14 protein-coding genes are annotated in these 16299 nt (G+C 68.9%); 9 read left to right on the top strand and 5 right to left on the bottom strand.

Annotated features, from left to right (window positions below; all coding sequences use genetic code 11):
- Positions 1–152: 152 nt before the first annotated feature.
- The 4 genes from B2J89_RS05350 to xseB all read right to left on the bottom strand — a co-directional run bounded on the left by B2J89_RS05350 (position 153) and on the right by xseB (position 4604).
- Positions 153–1235 carry a TRAP transporter substrate-binding protein gene (locus B2J89_RS05350; protein ID WP_169168196.1) on the bottom strand — a complete coding sequence of 361 codons (1083 nt, stop codon included), beginning with the start codon at positions 1233–1235 and terminating at the stop codon, positions 153–155.
- Positions 1236–1464: 229 nt separating this feature from the next.
- Positions 1465–3363, bottom strand: a complete 1899-nt coding sequence (gene dxs, locus B2J89_RS05345) for a 1-deoxy-D-xylulose-5-phosphate synthase (protein WP_169168195.1) — start codon at positions 3361–3363, stop codon at positions 1465–1467.
- A gap of 72 nt (positions 3364–3435) precedes the next feature.
- Positions 3436–4380, bottom strand: coding sequence for a polyprenyl synthetase family protein (locus tag B2J89_RS05340; RefSeq protein ID WP_206041685.1), 945 nt, complete (start codon positions 4378–4380; stop codon positions 3436–3438).
- Entirely contained in the window at positions 4377–4604 is a 228-nt protein-coding gene (xseB, locus tag B2J89_RS05335) for an exodeoxyribonuclease VII small subunit (protein ID WP_169168193.1), read from the bottom strand. The genes B2J89_RS05340 and xseB overlap by 4 nt, the downstream gene beginning before the upstream one ends.
- Before the next feature lie 248 nt (positions 4605–4852).
- On the opposite strand from xseB, the gene B2J89_RS05330 reads away from it, so the two are divergent.
- The 6 genes from B2J89_RS05330 (at position 4853) to B2J89_RS05305 (ending at position 10641) form a co-directional block, all read left to right on the top strand.
- Positions 4853–5992 (top strand): aromatic ring-hydroxylating dioxygenase subunit alpha, encoded by a 1140-nt coding sequence (locus tag B2J89_RS05330; protein WP_169168192.1) that lies wholly within the window; start codon positions 4853–4855, stop codon positions 5990–5992.
- Between the two features lie 93 nt (positions 5993–6085).
- Positions 6086–7006: a DMT family transporter gene (locus B2J89_RS05325; protein WP_169168191.1), complete on the top strand. Its 921-nt coding sequence runs from the start codon at positions 6086–6088 to the stop codon at positions 7004–7006.
- 74 nt (positions 7007–7080) lie between these two features.
- Positions 7081–7980: a sulfurtransferase gene (locus B2J89_RS05320; RefSeq protein ID WP_169168190.1), complete on the top strand. Its 900-nt coding sequence runs from the start codon at positions 7081–7083 to the stop codon at positions 7978–7980.
- Positions 7981–8200: 220 nt separating this feature from the next.
- Positions 8201–8530 carry a flagellar transcriptional regulator FlhD gene (flhD, locus tag B2J89_RS05315; protein WP_169168189.1) on the top strand — a complete coding sequence of 110 codons (330 nt, stop codon included), beginning with the start codon at positions 8201–8203 and terminating at the stop codon, positions 8528–8530.
- Positions 8531–8569: 39 nt separating this feature from the next.
- Positions 8570–9169 carry a flagellar transcriptional regulator FlhC gene (gene flhC / locus B2J89_RS05310; RefSeq protein WP_169168188.1) on the top strand — a complete coding sequence of 200 codons (600 nt, stop codon included), beginning with the start codon at positions 8570–8572 and terminating at the stop codon, positions 9167–9169.
- 206 nt (positions 9170–9375) lie between these two features.
- On the top strand, positions 9376–10641 hold the full coding sequence (locus B2J89_RS05305; protein WP_169168187.1) for an AI-2E family transporter: 1266 nt from the start codon (positions 9376–9378) through the stop codon (positions 10639–10641).
- Positions 10642–10810: 169 nt separating this feature from the next.
- Here the strand turns inward: B2J89_RS05305 and ppc are convergent, their stop codons facing one another.
- Positions 10811–13603, bottom strand: coding sequence for a phosphoenolpyruvate carboxylase (gene ppc / locus B2J89_RS05300; RefSeq protein WP_371809037.1), 2793 nt, complete (start codon positions 13601–13603; stop codon positions 10811–10813).
- Positions 13604–13668: 65 nt separating this feature from the next.
- On the opposite strand from ppc, the gene hemC reads away from it, so the two are divergent.
- From hemC to B2J89_RS05285, 3 genes are all read left to right on the top strand, one after another.
- Positions 13669–14625 (top strand): hydroxymethylbilane synthase, encoded by a 957-nt coding sequence (gene hemC, locus B2J89_RS05295; protein WP_169168185.1) that lies wholly within the window; start codon positions 13669–13671, stop codon positions 14623–14625.
- 8 nt (positions 14626–14633) lie between these two features.
- A complete protein-coding gene (locus B2J89_RS05290) occupies positions 14634–15431 on the top strand; it encodes a uroporphyrinogen-III synthase (RefSeq protein WP_169168184.1) in 798 nt (265 codons plus the stop codon).
- On the top strand, positions 15428–16299 hold an 872-nt coding region (locus B2J89_RS05285), incomplete at its 3' end, for a uroporphyrinogen-III C-methyltransferase (RefSeq protein ID WP_240964744.1). The genes B2J89_RS05290 and B2J89_RS05285, both read left to right, overlap by 4 nt.

The raw sequence follows: 16299 nt of genomic DNA, 5'->3' as shown, positions 1-16299 counted from the left end.
ATTCTCCTGAAGAAAGGTAATGAAGGGCTGGCCCGGTACGGCAAGCCAAAAAAATGGCGACCCTGTCCGCCGTGCAAGGGGACTGGGTCGCCGGTCATGGGTGCGGACATGCAGTGAAATGCTGGACCCGTACGCCGTTCGGTGCGGAAGGCTTACAGCTTCACAGAAGACATGTAGTTGTCGAAGCGCAGTTCAGAATAGCGCGCCCACAGCAATTGGTCGCGCTGGAAGGCACGCATGCTCTGGTGGATCTTCTTGAACTCGGCCGACTTGGCCTCGTGCTCGGCAAACACTTCCATTGACGCTTTGAAGCCGGCGTCCATGAGTTCCTTGGAGAAGGCCTTGAGCTGGGTCTTCGCGCCCACCAGCTTCTTCAAGGCGATCGGGTTGACCGCATCGTACTTGGCCGTCATGTCGCGGGCGGCCACGGCTGCAGCGGCGTCGACGATGGCCTGGAACTCGGGCGTCAGCGCGGCATAGGCCTTGTTGTTGATGAAGAATGCCAGCTCGGCGCCGCCTTCCCACCAACCGGGGTAGTAGTAGAACGGCGCCACCTTGTTGAAGCCGAGTTTTTCGTCGTCGTAGGGGCCGACGAACTCCACGGCGTCGAGCGTGCCCTTTTCGAGTGCCTGGTAGACATCGCCCGCGGGCATGTTCTGCGCCACCACGCCGAGCTTCTGCATGGCTTCGCCAAACAAGCCGCCGCCCATGCGCATCTTCAGGCCTTTCAGGTCGGCGGTGGTCTTGATTTCCTTGCGGTACCAGCCGCCCATCTGCGTGCCGGTGTTGCCGGCGCTCAGGCTCTTGATGTTGTAGTTGGCATAGAACGCGTCCATGAGCTTGCGCCCACCGCCGTGCTCCATCCACGAATCCATCTGGCGCGCGTTCAGGCCGAAGGGCACGGCGCAGCCGAATGCAAAGATCGAGTCCTTGCCGGTGAAGTAATAGGGCGCCGTGAGCGCCATTTCTACCGTGCCGTTTTGCAGCGCATCGACCACGCCAAACGCCGGCATCAGTTCGCCCGCGGCGTGCAGCGACACCTCAAACTTGCCCCCCGAGAGGGCCTTGACGGTCTTGGCGAACATTTCGCCGCTGCCATAGATCGTGTCCAGCGACTTGGGGAAGCTGGCGGCGATGCGCCAGCGCACTGCCGCCTGGGCATGCACCGCCGGTGCGACACCTGCGGCCAGCACACCCGCGACGCCAGCGTGCTTAAGGATTGAACGACGATCCATGAAAAATACTCCGGAAAGGAAAGGCCAAAAAGAAAACGCCACGCATGACGGTGGCGTGACGAAACAATGTATCAGCGGTGGAACATTGTAAAAACTTGCATCGCCGCCAGGCCTGCGGGTTTTCCCGCGACACGGGCCTGCTGGCCCAACGCGTTCAGCGTTTTGCAAGCCTCAAGGGAGATCGCCAGACAAAGCCTGCCCCTCCCCCGGGCAGGCTTCGCGGCACCGATCAACAGCCGCGTTCGCTCTGCAGAAAACGGGCGCGCACGGAGCGCTCTATGCCGGCAGCGTCGAGGCCCTGCAGCGCCAGCAACTGGGCCGGATCGCCATGCTCGATGAACACGTCGGGCAGGCCCAGTTGCAGCACCGGGCGCAGCACCTGCGCGGCGCTCAGGGCCTCCAGCACCGCGCTGCCGGCGCCGCCCAGGATGGCGCCCTCTTCCAGCGTGACCAAGGCGTCGTGCTCGCCCGCCACCTCCAGCAGCAGGTCCACGTCGAGCGGCTTGGCCCAGCGCATGTTGACCACCGTGGCGTCGAGCGCCTGGGCCGCCTGCAGCGCCGGGTACAGCAGCGTGCCGAAGGCCAGGATGGCGATCCGCGGCGTGCCTTGCGGGCCGGTGCCCTGGCGCGTGCGGCGCACTTCGCCCTTGCCGAAGGGCAGCCCCTCGAGGCTGGTCAGCGGCTCCACGCCCACGCCCGCGCCGCGCGGGTAGCGCACCGCCACGGGCTGGTTCTGCGCAAACGCGGTGCTGAGCAGCTGGCGGCATTCGCGCTCGTCGGCCGGGCAGGCCATGGCCATGTTGGGAATGCAGCGCACGAACGCGATGTCGTAGGCGCCGGCATGCGTCGCGCCGTCGGCGCCCACGAGGCCCGCGCGGTCGAGCGCGAACACCACGGGCAGGTTCTGCAGCGCCACGTCGTGGATCAACTGGTCGTAGCCGCGCTGCAAGAAGGTGGAGTAGATCGCCACCACGGGCTTCACGCCCTCGCAGGCCATGCCGGCGGCGAAGGTCACGGCATGCTGCTCGGCAATGCCCACGTCGTAGTAGCGTTCGGGAAAGCGGCGCTCGAACTCGACCATGCCCGAGCCCTCGCGCATGGCCGGCGTGATGCCCACCAGGCGGCTGTCCTGCGCGGCCATATCGCACAGCCACTGGCCGAACACCTGGGTGAAGGTCTGCTTGGGCGGGGCTTTGCTCTTGACCAGGCCGACGGCCGGATCGAACTTGCCCGGACCGTGGTAGGCCACGGGATCGGCCTCGGCGAGCTTATAGCCCTGGCCTTTCTTGGTGACCACGTGCAGGAACTGCGGCCCCTTGAGACCCTTGATGTTCTCCAGCGTGGGAATGAGCGAGTCCAGGTCGTGGCCGTCGATGGGGCCGATGTAGTTGAAGCCGAACTTTTCGAACAGCGTCGCCGGCACCACCATGCCCTTGGCCTGCTGTTCCAGCCGCTTGGCCAGTTCGAGCAGCGGCGGCACCGGGCCGAGCACCGTCTTGCCGACGTTCTTGGCCGCGGCATAGAACTGCCCGCTCATGAGCTGGGCCAGGTAGCGGTTGAGCGCGCCCACCGGCGGGCTGATGCTCATGTCGTTGTCGTTGAGGACCACGAGCAGGTTGCAGTCGGCGACGCCCGCGTTGTTGAGCGCCTCGAAGGCCATGCCCGCCGTCATGGCGCCATCGCCGATGATGGCCACGGCGTGGCGGTTTTCGCCCTTGCGCTTGGCGGCCAGGGCCATGCCCAGCGCCGCCGAGATGCTGGTGCTCGAATGCGCCGTGCCAAAGGTGTCGTATTCGCTCTCGGCGCGCTGCGGAAAGCCCGACAGGCCACCGAGCTGGCGCAGCGAGGCCATGCGCTCGCGCCGCCCGGTCAGGATCTTGTGCGGGTAGGTCTGGTGGCCCACGTCCCACACCAGCCGGTCGCGCGGCGTGTCGAACACATGGTGCAGGGCCACGGTCAGCTCCACGGTGCCCAGGTTGGAGCTGAGGTGCCCGCCCGTCTGCGCGACGCTTTCGATCACAAACGCGCGCAGCTCGGCGGCCAGCACCTTCAGGTTGGCACGGGACATGCGGCGCAGGTCCGCCGGGTCATTCACGGTCTGCAGCAGGGGAAAGGACGTTGTGGGCATTGCTATCGATTAAATAGCTGTCAGCGCTTTCCGGGCAAGCGCCAGCAGTCAATTGGATGAAAACCACCGGCCTCAATGGGACCGGTTCACCACCATGTCGGCCAGGGCCGCCAGCGCGCCGCGCTCGGGCAGGCCGGTGGCGTCGAGCGCCGCGTGGGCGTCGTGCAGCAGCTCCTGGGCATGGGCGCGCGCGCCCTCCAGCCCGAGCAGGGAGACGTAGGTGGGCTTCTCGTGGGCGGCGTCCTTGCCGGCGGTCTTGCCCAGCGTGGCCGAGTCCGCGGTCACGTCCAGGATGTCGTCCACCACCTGGAACGCCAGGCCGAGCGCTGCGCCATAGGCCTGCAGGCCCGCCAGTGCGGCGGCGTCGGCGCGCCCGCAGGCCGCGCCCATCATCACGCTGCCCTGCAGCAGGGCGCCAGTCTTGAGGCGGTGCATCTGGCGCAGCTGGTCTTCATCGAGTGCCAGGCCGACGCTCGCCAGGTCGATCGCCTGCCCGCCGGCCATTCCGGCCGAGCCCGCGGCACGCCCCAGCAGGCGGCACAGCGCGGCCTGCACCGCGGCGGGCACGGCCTGGCCCTCGGGCGTGAGCAGCTCGAAGGCCAGCGCCTGCAGCGCGTCGCCCGCAAGCAGCGCGCGCGCCTCGCCGAACTGCACGTGCACCGTGGGCTTGCCGCGGCGCAGCACGTCGTTGTCCATGCACGGCATGTCGTCGTGCACCAGCGAATAGGCATGGATCAGCTCGACCGCGCAGGCCGCGCGCAGCGCGGCATCGTCGAGCGGCACTTGGCGCACGCCGCCATCGGCGGCGGCCACGGCGTCGCGCGCGGCCAGCACCAGCAGCGGGCGCAGGCGCTTGCCACCGTCGAGCACGGCGTAGCGCATGGCCTCGCCCAAGCCGGCGGGGGCATCGGTGCCAACCCAGCGCGAGAGCGCCTGCTCCACCTGCTGCAAACGGGCCTGGCTCCAGCCCGGCAGGTCAAACACGGGGGCGCTGCGTGCGCTGCGCAGGCCGTTCATTCTTGGGTCCATGGCTGCAGCACGCCGTCGTCCAGCACCTTGATCTGGTCTTGCACGGCTTCGAGGCGGTCGCGGCAGAAGGCCAGCAGCACGGCCCCGCGCTGGTAGCCGGCCAGCAGTTGGTCCAGCGGCATCTGGCCAGATTCGATGCGGCCCACCAGCTGCTCCAGTTCTTCCAGCGCAGCCTCGTAGCTGGCCGGGTCGTCGGTCTTGGGTTTGGGCATGGGAGGACGGGTCAGGCGAAGGTAAAGCGGCCAATTTTAGGCCGATACCGTGCACCTCCCCGGTGCGCGGCCTGGCGCCGGCGCGCGCCGGCGCCAATACACGGATGGGTTTCACGGGAATGGCGCGTCCAATAACCCCACCTCCTATAATCCCATTCCTCTTGTAGCCGGCGCCAAGCCGGTTTATTTTTTTCCTCCAGCGCCCAGTGCGCGTTCTCCCTGTGGGGAGTCTTTAGGTCAGGTCACCCATGTCTGATTTAAGTCTTCGACTGCAGCAGGCCGCAAGCCAACTACCAGTTTCAAGCTACTTCGACGAGGCGCTGTTCCAGCGCGAGCAGGAACTGCTCTTCCAGCGCGGGCCCCGCTATGTGGGGCATTCCTTGAGCGTGCCCGAAGTGGGTGACTACCACGCCCTGCCCCAGGAGGGCGAGGGCCGCGCGCTCGTGCGCAACCCCCACGGCGGGGTCGAACTGATCTCCAACGTCTGCCGCCACCGACAGGCCATCATGCTGAAGGGACGCGGCTCGCTGCAGGCGCAGCAAAAGGGCAGCGCGGGCGGCAACATCGTCTGCCCCGTGCACCGCTGGACCTACAGCCCCGGCGGCGAGTTGCTGGGCGCGCCGCATTTCACGCACGACCCCTGCCTGAACCTGCGCAACTACCCGCTGCGCGAGTGGAACGGCCTGCTGTTCGAGGACAACGGCCGCGACATCGCCGCCGACCTGGCCCGCATGGGGCCGCGCGCCGACCTGGGCTTCGAGGGCTTTGCGCTCGACCGCATTGAGCTGCACGAGTGCCACTACAACTGGAAGACCTTCATCGAGGTCTATCTGGAGGACTACCACGTCGGGCCCTTCCACCCCGGCCTGGGCAATTTCGTCACCTGCGACGACCTGCAGTGGGAGTTCCAGAAGCAGTTCTCGGTGCAGACCGTGGGCGTGGCCTCGACCTTCGGCCAGCCGGGCTCGGATGTCTACAAGAAATGGCACGAGGTGCTGCTGAAGTACCGCGAAGGCAAGCTGCCCGAGCGCGGCGCGATCTGGCTGACCTACTACCCGCACATCATGGTCGAGTGGTACCCGCATGTGCTCACCGTCTCCACGCTGCACCCGGTCAGCCCCGGCAAGACGCTGAACATGGTGGAGTTCTATTACCCCGAAGAAATCGCCGCCTTCGAGCGCGAATTTGTCGAGGCGCAGCAGGCCGCCTACATGGAGACCTGCCTCGAAGACGACGAGATCGCCGAGCGCATGGACGCCGGCCGCAAGGCCCTGTTCGAGCGCGGCGACAACGAGGTCGGCCCCTACCAAAGCCCCATGGAAGACGGCATGCAGCACTTTCACGAGTGGTACCGCGACGCCATGGGCGCCGCCGTGCCGCAGCGTTAAACGCCACACGCCCCGCCAGCACTCCTATTACAATAGCTGCGAGCGCTTGTCTGACAAGCGTTTGCAGCTATTTTCACTTCCAAATCTCCCCACATGCAAGCCCTCTGGATGGTTCTGGCCGCGTTCCTGTTTGCCAGCATGGGCGTGTGCGTCAAGATCGCGTCGGCGCATTTCAGCTCGGCCGAGCTGGTCTTCTACCGCGGCATCATCGGCATGGTGGTCCTGTGGCTGCTGGCGCGCTCGCAGGGGGTCCGTCTGGCCACGCGCTACCCCGGCATGCACGCCTGGCGCAGCCTGATCGGCGTCACCTCGCTGGGCGCCTGGTTCTATGCCATTGCCCATCTGCCGCTGGCCACGGCCATGACGCTCAACTACATGAGCAGCGTCTGGATCGCCGCCTTCCTGGTCGGCGGCACGCTGCTGGCCTGGCGCCCCACCGACGCTGCGGCGCGCCCCGCGCTGCAGGGGCCGCTGGTGCTCACGGTGCTGGCAGGTTTTGTCGGCGTGGTGATGATGCTGCGCCCCAGCATCGGCCAGAGCCAGGAGCAGGTGTTCGCGGGGGTCGTCGGGCTGCTGTCGGGCATGTCGGCCGCCTTTGCCTATATGCAGGTCGTGGCGCTGTCGCGCCTGGGCGAGCCCGAGACGCGCACGGTGTTTTACTTCGCCGTCGGCTCCACGCTGGCCGGCGGCGCGGCCCTGCTGCTGACCGGCACCTCGCCCTGGCCGGGCCTTGCCGCCGGCCTGTGGCTGCTGCCGATCGGCGTGCTGGCCGCGGGCGGGCAGCTGTGCATGACGCGCGCCTATGCCCATGCGCGCACACAGCGCGGCACGCTGGTGGTGGCCAACCTGCAGTACTCGGGCATCGTCTTCGCGGCGTTCTATGGCGTGTTGCTGTTTGGCGACCAGATCCCGCCCATCGGCTGGCTCGGCATGGCCCTCATCATGGGCAGCGGCATCGTGGCCACCGTGCTGCGCGCACGCGCCGCCCCGGGCGCCCCCGCCGAGGAACACTAGAGCCTGTTGACAGCTTGGGTTTTGCGCAATCTGGACACAATGGGGGCCATCGCCTTTCACTGCGCAGAACCCCCATGACCTACACCACCCTGATCTCCGCCCCCGAACTGCAGGCCCTGCTCGCCAGCGGCTCGCCACTGATGGTGTTCGACTGCAGCTTCGACATGGCCCAGCCCGGCGAGGGCGAGCAGCAGTACCTGGCCGCCCACATCCCCGGCGCCGTGTACGCGCACCTCGACCACGCCCTCAGCGCCCTGCACGGCACGCCGGGCGCCGACGGCAGCATCACCGTCACGCAGACCGACACGCCGGCCTCGGGCGGGCGCCACCCGCTGCCCAGCCGCGAGAAGTTCGCGATCTGGCTGTCCAGCGTGGGCTTTGCCAACGGCATGCAGGCCGTGGTGTACGACCGCAATGGCTCGGCCTTTTGCGGCCGGCTGTGGTGGATGCTCAAGTGGGTGGGCCACGACGCCGTCGCCGTGCTCGACGGCGGCCTGCCGGCCTGGCAGGCGGCCGGCGGCGCCGTGGCGCAGGGCAGCGAGCCTGCCCATTTCCAGACGAACTTCCGCCTCGGCGAGCCGCTGCGCCGCCTGGCCAGCGCCGAGCAGGTGCTGGCGCACATGCAGGAGCCCGGGCAGACCGTGATCGACGCGCGTGCCGCACCGCGCTTCCGCGGCGAGATCGAGCCGCTCGACCCCGTCGCGGGCCACATCCCGGGCGCGCTGAACCGGCCGTTCGCCGACAACTTCGGCCCCGACGGGCGCTTCAAGAGCGCGGCCGTGCTGCGCGCGGAGTTCGAGGCCCTGCTGGCCGGGCGGGCGCCCGAGGGCGTGGTGCACCACTGCGGCAGCGGCGTTACGGCCAACCCCAATGTGCTGGCCATGGAGCTGGCCGGGCTCGGAAAAACCACGCTGTTTGCCGGCAGCTGGAGCGAATGGTGCAGCGACCCGGCTCGCCCGGTCGAGCGCGGCTGAAGGGGCGCAGCGGCGCCGCCGCAGCAGGCCCTGCCTTCGAGCGCAGGTGTGGCAGCCTGCACCGCGTGTAGGGCAAACTCCTACAAGGGCGGCCACCCGACCAGACACGCGGCATAGCCACGCCCCGACTTAATTTTTGATTGGGGCGAATTCACAATCCATTTCAACGGATCGCGCAACGCAACAGGCAGCGCGGCCCGAACCGAAAAAGGATTGCACCATGACGAACGAACAACTGCTGGCCGAGATCCGCGAAGCCAACCTGACCTACCTGATGCTGGCCCAGACCCTGATCCGCCAGGACAAGGCCGAGGCAGTGTTCCGTCTGGGACTGAACGAAGACGCTGCCGATATTCTCGTCTCGCTGTCGGCCGCGCAAGTGATGAAACTGGCCAGCAGAAACACCCTTCTTTGCAGCTTCCGGGTGGACGACAACCTGGTGTGGAGCCTGCTGACCAACCACAACACGCCCAAGAAGGTCGGCAACGAGGCCACCAACACGCTGCACGCCAACATCCTGATGGCCAGCCGCGTCTCGGAAGTGCTCTGAGCACACCGCCCCATCCACCGCCCTTTCAGAAAAGCCGACATGACCGCCAGCGCCGCCCCCGAAGCCAAGACCTCCGCCCCAACTGCCGCCAAAAGCGCGGTCAAGGCCCCCGCCAAGAGCGTGCTCCAAGAATCCCGGCAGATCGAGCGCGCCGCCAAGCTGATCGAGATGGGGGCGCGCATGCAGGTGCTCGAATCGGAGACTTCGCTGTCGTACGAGCGCCTGATCCGGCTCTACAAGGAAGTCGCAGGCAAGTCGCCGTCCAAGGGGCAACTGCCGTTTTCGACCGACTGGTTCCTGACCTGGCAAGAGAACATCCACAGCTCGCTGTTCCTCAACATCTACGAGTACCTCTCCAAGGGCGTGGACCTCGATGCCGTGGACCTGCTGACCAAGGCCTACCGCCTCTACACCGAGCAGATCGAGATCGCCCAGGTCGAGCCCCTGCTGTCGTTCACGCGGGCCTGGCGCCTGATCAAGTTCGTCGATGCCGGCATGCTCACGCGCACCCAATGCGCGCAGTGCCACGGCCAGTTTGTCACCGAGCTGTACGAAAACCGCCACTACACCTGCGGCCTGTGCAACCCGCCGGCGCGTGCCGGCAAAAGCAAGAGCGCGGGCTCGCTGATGCTGCACTGAGCGCATGGCGGCAGCCCCCCGCCGCTGTTTTTGAAGCCTTTTTGCCCTCTTGCGCCCATCAGGCAAGCGCATAAAGCTATAAAATCAATAGCATCTCCTGGCGACTGTCCCGGCGGGCGCCAGCGGCCTGGACACGGAGAGCGGCCGCTGTGCAATGCGGCGCAGGCCTACGCAGCCGCGCCACGCCGCGGCCCCACAATGCCGCGATGACCCATGCACTGACTTCCCCCGTCCCGCCGGCCGCAGGTGCGGATGCGCTGGACCCCGGTGCCTCTGCGGCCCCCGCCAGCGCGCCGCCGTCCGAGGCCAAGGCCCTGGACACCCACACCGATGCACCGCTCGAGCCCGAGCCCGAACCGCCACCCGCGTACCAGTTCAACGCGCCCGTGGACGTGCGCAGCCTCTCGCTGGCGCTGCTGGCGCTGTTTGCCGGCATTGCCGTGCTGCACTGGGCCGCCGCGGTGTTCATCCCGGTGGCCGTGAGCGTGCTGCTGACCAGCGCGCTCTCGCCGCTGGTCACGGTGCTGCAGCGCTGGCACATCCCGCGCTGGCTGGGCGCGGCATTCTTGCTGCTGGGCATCGTCGGCGGGCTCGGCGCCACCGCCTGGCAGCTGAGCGACGGCGCGTCGCAGGTGGTCGAGTCGCTGCCCGTGGCCGCCAAGAAGGTGCGCGACAAGCTGCGCGAGCAATCGGGAAACAAAACCCCGAGCACGCTCGAGACGGTGCAAAAGGCGGCCACCCAGATCGAGCAGGCTGCCGCCGAAAATGCCGCCCCGCCGGCGACCAAGCGCGGCGTGCAGCGTGTGCAGATCGAGAGCGCCCCGCTCAACATCCGCGCCTACCTCTGGAGCGGCACCATGGGCCTGCTCTCGGCCGTGGGCCAGTTCACCGTGGTGGTGTTCCTCACATTTTTCGCGCTCGCCTCGGGCGATGTGTTCCGGCGCAAGCTCGTGCGCATTGCCGGCCCGAGCCTGGAGCGCAAGAAGGTGACGGTGCACGTGCTCAACGAGATCTCCGGCCAGATCCAGCGCTACCTGCTGGTGCAGGTGCTCACCAGCGTGATCGTCGGTGTGGCCACGGGCCTGGCCTATGCGGCGCTGGGCCTGCAAAACCCCGCGGTGTGGGGCGTGTTCGCGGGGGTGCTGAACCTGGTGCCCTACATCGGCTCCATCATCGTCACCGGAGCCTCGGCGCTGGTGGCGTTTCTGCAGTTCGGCACCTTCGACATGGCGCTGGCGGTGGGTAGCGCCTCGCTGGTCATCCACACGCTGGTGGGCAACCTGCTCACGCCATGGCTCACCAGCCGCACCAGCAGCATGAGCCCGGTGGCCGTGTTCGTCAGCGTGCTGGCCTGGGGATGGCTCTGGGGGCTGTGGGGGCTGTTGCTGGGCATTCCCATCATGATGGGCGTCAAGGCCATCTGCGACCGCGTGGAAGACCTGAACGCCGTGGGCGAGCTGCTGGGCAACTGACACCGCGCGCGGTGCGGACCGTGCGGCGTGCACTGCACCTGCGCCGGACCGCACGCACTGGATACAAGCCAAATTGGCCTCCAGCGCTTATTCAGCAAGCGTTTGAAGCTATCATTACGATAGCTGATGCCCGACCGGAAAGCCGCCCCACCGGCGTCGCCCGGGCCGCTCAACCGGTGTTGCGCAAACCTGCCGCAATGCCATTGATCGAAATGTGGATGCCGGTCTGCACGCGCTCGTCGCTCTGCCCCGCGCGCCAGCGCCGGATCAGCTCGACTTGCAGGTGGTGCAGTGGGTCGATGTACGGAAAGCGGTGGCGGATCGAACGCGCCAGTGCGGTGTTGTGCGCCAGGCGCTGCCTGTCGCCCGTGATGCGCGTCAGCGCGTCGGCCGTGCGGTGCCATTCCTGCTCGATGGCGGTGAACACCTTCTTGCGCAGGCGCGCATCCGACACCAACTCGCTGTAGCGCGAGGCCAGCGCGAGGTCGCTCTTGGCCAGCACCATGTCCATGTTCGACAGCAGCGTGCTGAAGAACGGCCACTGGCGGTGCATCTTGCGCAGCAGCGCCAGCTGCGCCTTCGGGTCCTGGCCGGGCGCGTTGACGAACGCCTCGACCGCCGCGCCAAAGCCGTACCAGCCCGGCAGCGTGAGCCGGCACTGGCCCCAGCTGAAGCCCCACGGAATGGCGCGCAGGTCTTCGATCTTCTGCGAGGGCTTGCGCGAGGCCGGGCGCGAGCCGATGTTGAGCTCGGCGATCTCGCGGATCGGCGTAGCGCTGAAGAAGTAGTCGGTGAAGCCCGGGGTGTCGTAGACCAGCGCGCGGTAGGCCGCCATGCTCGCCTGCGACAACTGCGCGGCCGCGTCGAGGAACGCCGGCGTGGCCGGCTTCGTGGGCTGCAGCAGCGTGGCTTCAAGCGTGGCGGCGACCAGCGTCTCGAGGTTGCGCCGGCCGATCTCGGGGTTGGCGTACTTCGAGGCGATCACCTCGCCCTGCTCGGTCAGGCGGATCTGGCCGCGCACCGTGCCCGGCGGCTGCGCCAGGATGGCCTGGTAGCTCGGTCCGCCGCCGCGCCCGACGGTGCCGCCGCGCCCGTGGAACATGCGCAGGCGGATCGGCGTGGCGCCGGTGGACAGCGCATCGAACAGCGCCACCAGCGCGATCTCGGCGCGGTACAGCTCCCAGTTGCTGGTGAAGATGCCACCGTCCTTGTTGCTGTCCGAATAGCCCAGCATGATGTCCTGCTCGCCGCCGCCGCGGCGCACCAGCGCGGCCACGCCGGGCAGCGCATAGAACTCGCGCATGATGGGCGCGGCGTTGCGCAGGTCCTCGATGGTCTCGAACAGCGGCACCACGATCAGGTCGGCCTGGGCCTGCGCATCGAGCGTGCCGCGCACCAGGCCCACTTCCTTTTGCAGCAGCAGCACTTCGAGCAGGTCGCTGACGGCCTCGGTGTGGCTGATGATGTAGTGGCGGATGGCGTCCGCGCCGTAGCGCTGGCGCATCTGGCGCGCGGTCTCGAAGATCGCCAGCTCGGCCTGGGTGTGCGCCGTGTACTGCGCGCCGATGACGCGCAGCGGCCGCGCGTCCTGCAGCAGGCGCATCAGCACATCGCGCCGGGCCTCTTCGGGCAGCGCGGCGTAGTCGGGTGCAATGCGCGCCACGGCCAGCAGCTCGGCCACCACGCGCTCGTGCTGGTCGGAGCTTTGGCGCAGATCGACCGTGGCCAGGTGGAAGCCGAACACCTCGACGGCGCGGATCAGCGGGTGCAGGCGCGGCGCCGCCAGCGCCGCGCCGTGGTGTGCCTGCAGCGAGGCCGCGATGGTGTGCAGCTGCGCCAGGAATTCGACGGCATCGCCATAGGCGTTTTGCGGCGCCACGGCGTGGCGCGCGGCCTCGCCGCCACTGAGCTGCTGCAGCGTCGCGGCCAAGCGCGCATAGACACCGGTGAGCGCGCGGCGGTAGGGCTCGTCCTGGCGGTGCTCGCTGGTGTCGGGCGAGCTCTCGGCGAGCTGCTGCATCTCGGGCGTCACGCCCACCAGGTGGGCCGACATCGACAGCTCACTGCCCAGCAGGTGCACCTCGGTCAGGTAGTGGCGCAGCGCCACCTCGCTCTGGCGGCGCAGGGCCTGCACCAGGGTGTCGGCTCCGACGTTGGGGTTGCCGTCACGGTCGCCGCCGATCCACTGGCCCATGCGCAGGAAGCTGTGCACGTGCGGCACGCCCAGTTCGCGCTCGAGGTCGGCATAGATCCTGGGAATCTCGCGCAGGAAGGTGGCTTCGTAGTAGCTGAGCGCGTTCTCGATCTCGTCGGCCACCGTGAGCTTGGTGTAGCGCAGCAGCCGCGTCTGCCACAGCTGGGCGACGTGGGCACGCAGCTGGGCCTCGTTGGCCGCCAGTGCGCGCGGCGTGAGCGCGTCCTTGGCCGCGTTGTAGAGCTGGGCGCGCTCGGCGATGTCGTCGCGCGCGGCGAGCAGCTGCGCGATGCTGCGCTCGGCGTCGAGGATGCTCTTGCGCTGCACTTCGGTCGGGTGCGCGGTGAGCACCGGCGCGACGTAGCTGCTCGCCAGGGTCTGGGCCACGGTGCCCGGCGCGATGCCGGCCCAGCGCAGGCGCGAGAGCGCCACCTCGATGCTGCCCTCCTGCGTGTCGCCGGCGCGCTCGCGGATGGTGCGGCGGCGGATGTGGTGGCGGTCCTCGGCCAGGTTGGCCAGGTGGCTGAAGTAGGTGAAGGCGCGGATCACGCTCACCGTCTGGTCGGCCGACAGGCCCTTGAGCAGCTTCTTGAGCGCCTTGTCGGCCTCCTGGTCGGCGTCGCGGCGAAACGCCACCGAGAGCTGGCGCACCTGCTCGATCAGGTCGAACGCGGCCACGCCCTCCTGCTCGCGGATCACGTCGCCCAGGATGCGCCCGAGCAGGCGGATGTCCTCGATCAGGGGCTGGTCCTTATCTGTTTTTTTCACGCTCACGCAAGTGTCTCCTGGGGCGCCACGGCAAGGGTGGCGGGGGGTGGCTGCTGCAGCGCAGCATGCTAGCATTCCCGCATCCTCTTCTCTGCGTGACGCTGCCCGTGAATTCCCAACTTCCCCCCGTCGTGATCGCCACGCGCGAAAGCCGCCTGGCTCTGTGGCAGGCCGAACATGTGCAAGCGCGGCTGCGCGCACGCGGCCACGCCGTGTCGCTGCTGGGCATGACCACGCTGGGCGACCAGATCCTGGACCGGTCCCTGAGCAAGGTCGGCGGCAAGGGGCTGTTCGTCAAGGAGCTCGAAACCGCGCTCGAAGACGGCCGCGCCCACATCGCCGTGCACTCGCTCAAGGACGTGCCGATGGAGCTGCCGCCCGGCTTTGCGCTGGCCTGCGTGATGGAGCGCGAAGACCCGCGCGATGCGTTTGTCTCTCCGCGCTATGCCGCGCTCGCCGAGCTGCCCGAGGGCGCCGTGGTCGGCACCTCGAGCCTGCGCCGCCAGGTGCTGCTGCAAGCGCTGCGCCCCGACCTGAAGATCGCGCCGCTGCGCGGCAACCTCGACACGCGCCTGCGCAAGCTCGACGAGGGCCAGTACGACGCCATCGTGCTGGCCGCCGCGGGCCTCAAGCGCCTGGGCCTGCACGGGCGCATCCGCGCCGTCTTCGAGCCCGCCGAGATGCTGCCCGCCGCGGGCCAGGGCGCCCTGGGCATCGAGGTGCGCAGCGACCGCCACGACCTGGTCGAGGCGCTCGCGCCGCTGGCCCACCTGCCGACCTGGATCACGGTGACGGCCGAGCGCGCCGTCAGCCGCTGCATGGGCGGCAGCTGCTCGATGCCGCTGGCCGCCCATGCGCGCCTGGAAGGCACGACGCTGCACCTCGACGCCGCCTGGGGCGACCCCGACGGCCGCAGGCCGCTGGTGCGCGCCCACGCCCGCGGCACGGCGATTGCGCTGGAGCAGGCCAACACCCTGGGCGAAGCCGTGGCGGCGCAGCTGCGCGCCGGCGGCGCAGGTTGACCCAGGCCGTGGCCGCGCCGCGCACCCTCGTCACCCGCCCCGAGCGCGAGGCGCTGCAGTGGGTCGCTGCGCTGCAGGCGCGCGGCCTGGCCGCGCAGGCCCTGCCGCTGATCGCCATCGCCGCGCCCGCCGACGCCGCGGCGCTGCAAGCGGCGCGCGAGCGTGCCGCAGGCTACCGCGCCATCATGGTGGTCAGCGGCAATGCGGCCCAGCATTTTTTTGATCCAAAAACGGTTCAAACCCTTGCTGGACAAGCGCAAGCAGCTATCAAAACAAGAGTCTGGTCGCCCGGCCCTGGCACGGCGCAGACGCTGCAGGCCCTGGGCCTGGCGGCGGACTGCATCGACCAGCCGGCCGCCGACGCCGCGCAGTTCGAGTCCGAGGCGCTGTGGGCGCAGGTCCATGGCCAGGTCGCGCCGCGCGACCGCATCCTGGTCGTGCGCGGCGCCGAAGCCGGTGCCCCCGCCGACGGCTCGGGCCGCGAGTGGCTCGCCCAGCAGCTGCGGGCCGCGGGCGCCGAGGTGGACTTCGTTGTCGCCTACACGCGCTGCGCGCCCGAATTCACCGCCGCGCAGCGCGCGCTGGCGCAGCAGGCGGCGCACGACGGCTCGCTGTGGCTGCTGAGCAGCTCGCAGGCGCTCTCGCACCTGTGCGCCGCCCTGCCGGGCCAGGCCTGGGGCCAGGCACGGGCCCTGGCCACGCACCCGCGCATCGCGCAGGCCGCGCGCGCGGCCGGTTTTGGCTGCGTGCGCGAATGCCGGCCCGCGCTGGCCGATGTGGCTGCCTCGATAGAATCGGCCCCATGAGCGCCGCGCCCACCCCCGACCTGCCCGCAGCAGAGCCTTTCCCCCCGTCGGCGGCCGTGCCAGCGCCGCAGACTTCGGCCCCGGGCGCGCCCCGGATCGCGCTGTACGCCGTGGGCGCGGTCGCCGTGGCCGCCCTCGTCAGTGCCAGCCTGCTGTGGCAAAAGCTCAGCACGATCCAGGAACAGCTGGCGCGCCAGAGCGCCGACGCCGGCACCCAGGCGATCGAGGCGCGCACCATGGCGCGCCAGGCCCGCGACCAGGTCAGCCAGGCGCTCGCGCGCCTCACCGTGGCGGAAACCCGGCTCAGCGAAGTCGCCCTGCAGCGCAGCCAGCTCGAAGAGCTGATGCAAAGCCTGTCGCGCTCGCGCGATGAAACCCTGGTGGTGGACATCGAGTCGGCGGTCCGCATGGCGCAGCAGCAGACGCGGCTTACGGGCAGCCTGGAGCCGCTGGTGGCCGCGCTCCAGAATGCCCAGCAGCGCATCGAGCGCGCCGCCCAGCCGCGCCTGGCGCCGGTGCAGCGCGCCATCGGCCGCGACCTCGACCGCATCGCCAGCACCAACGTGACCGACACCGCCGGCCTGCTCGCGCGCCTGGACGACCTGGTGCGCCAGGTGGACGACCTGCCCGTGCAGAACGCCGTGGCGCTGGCCGCCGCCACCCGGCGCATGAACGCGCGCGTCTCCGGCGACAGCGCCGAGCCCGCCCCCGCCGACCTGCCGTGGTGGCAGGCCGCGCTGCTGCGCAGCTGGGAAGTAGTGCGCGACGAAGCCCGGGGCCTGGTGCGCGTGAGCCGCATCGACCAGCCCGAAGCCATTTTGCTGGCGCCCGACCAGACCTTCTTCCTGCGCGAGAACCTCAAGCTCAA

It is taken from the genome of Acidovorax sp. SRB_24 (assembly GCF_012931925.1).
The sequence above is the reverse complement of the archived record's forward strand: the minus strand, read 5'-3'. Positions and strand labels throughout refer to the sequence as shown.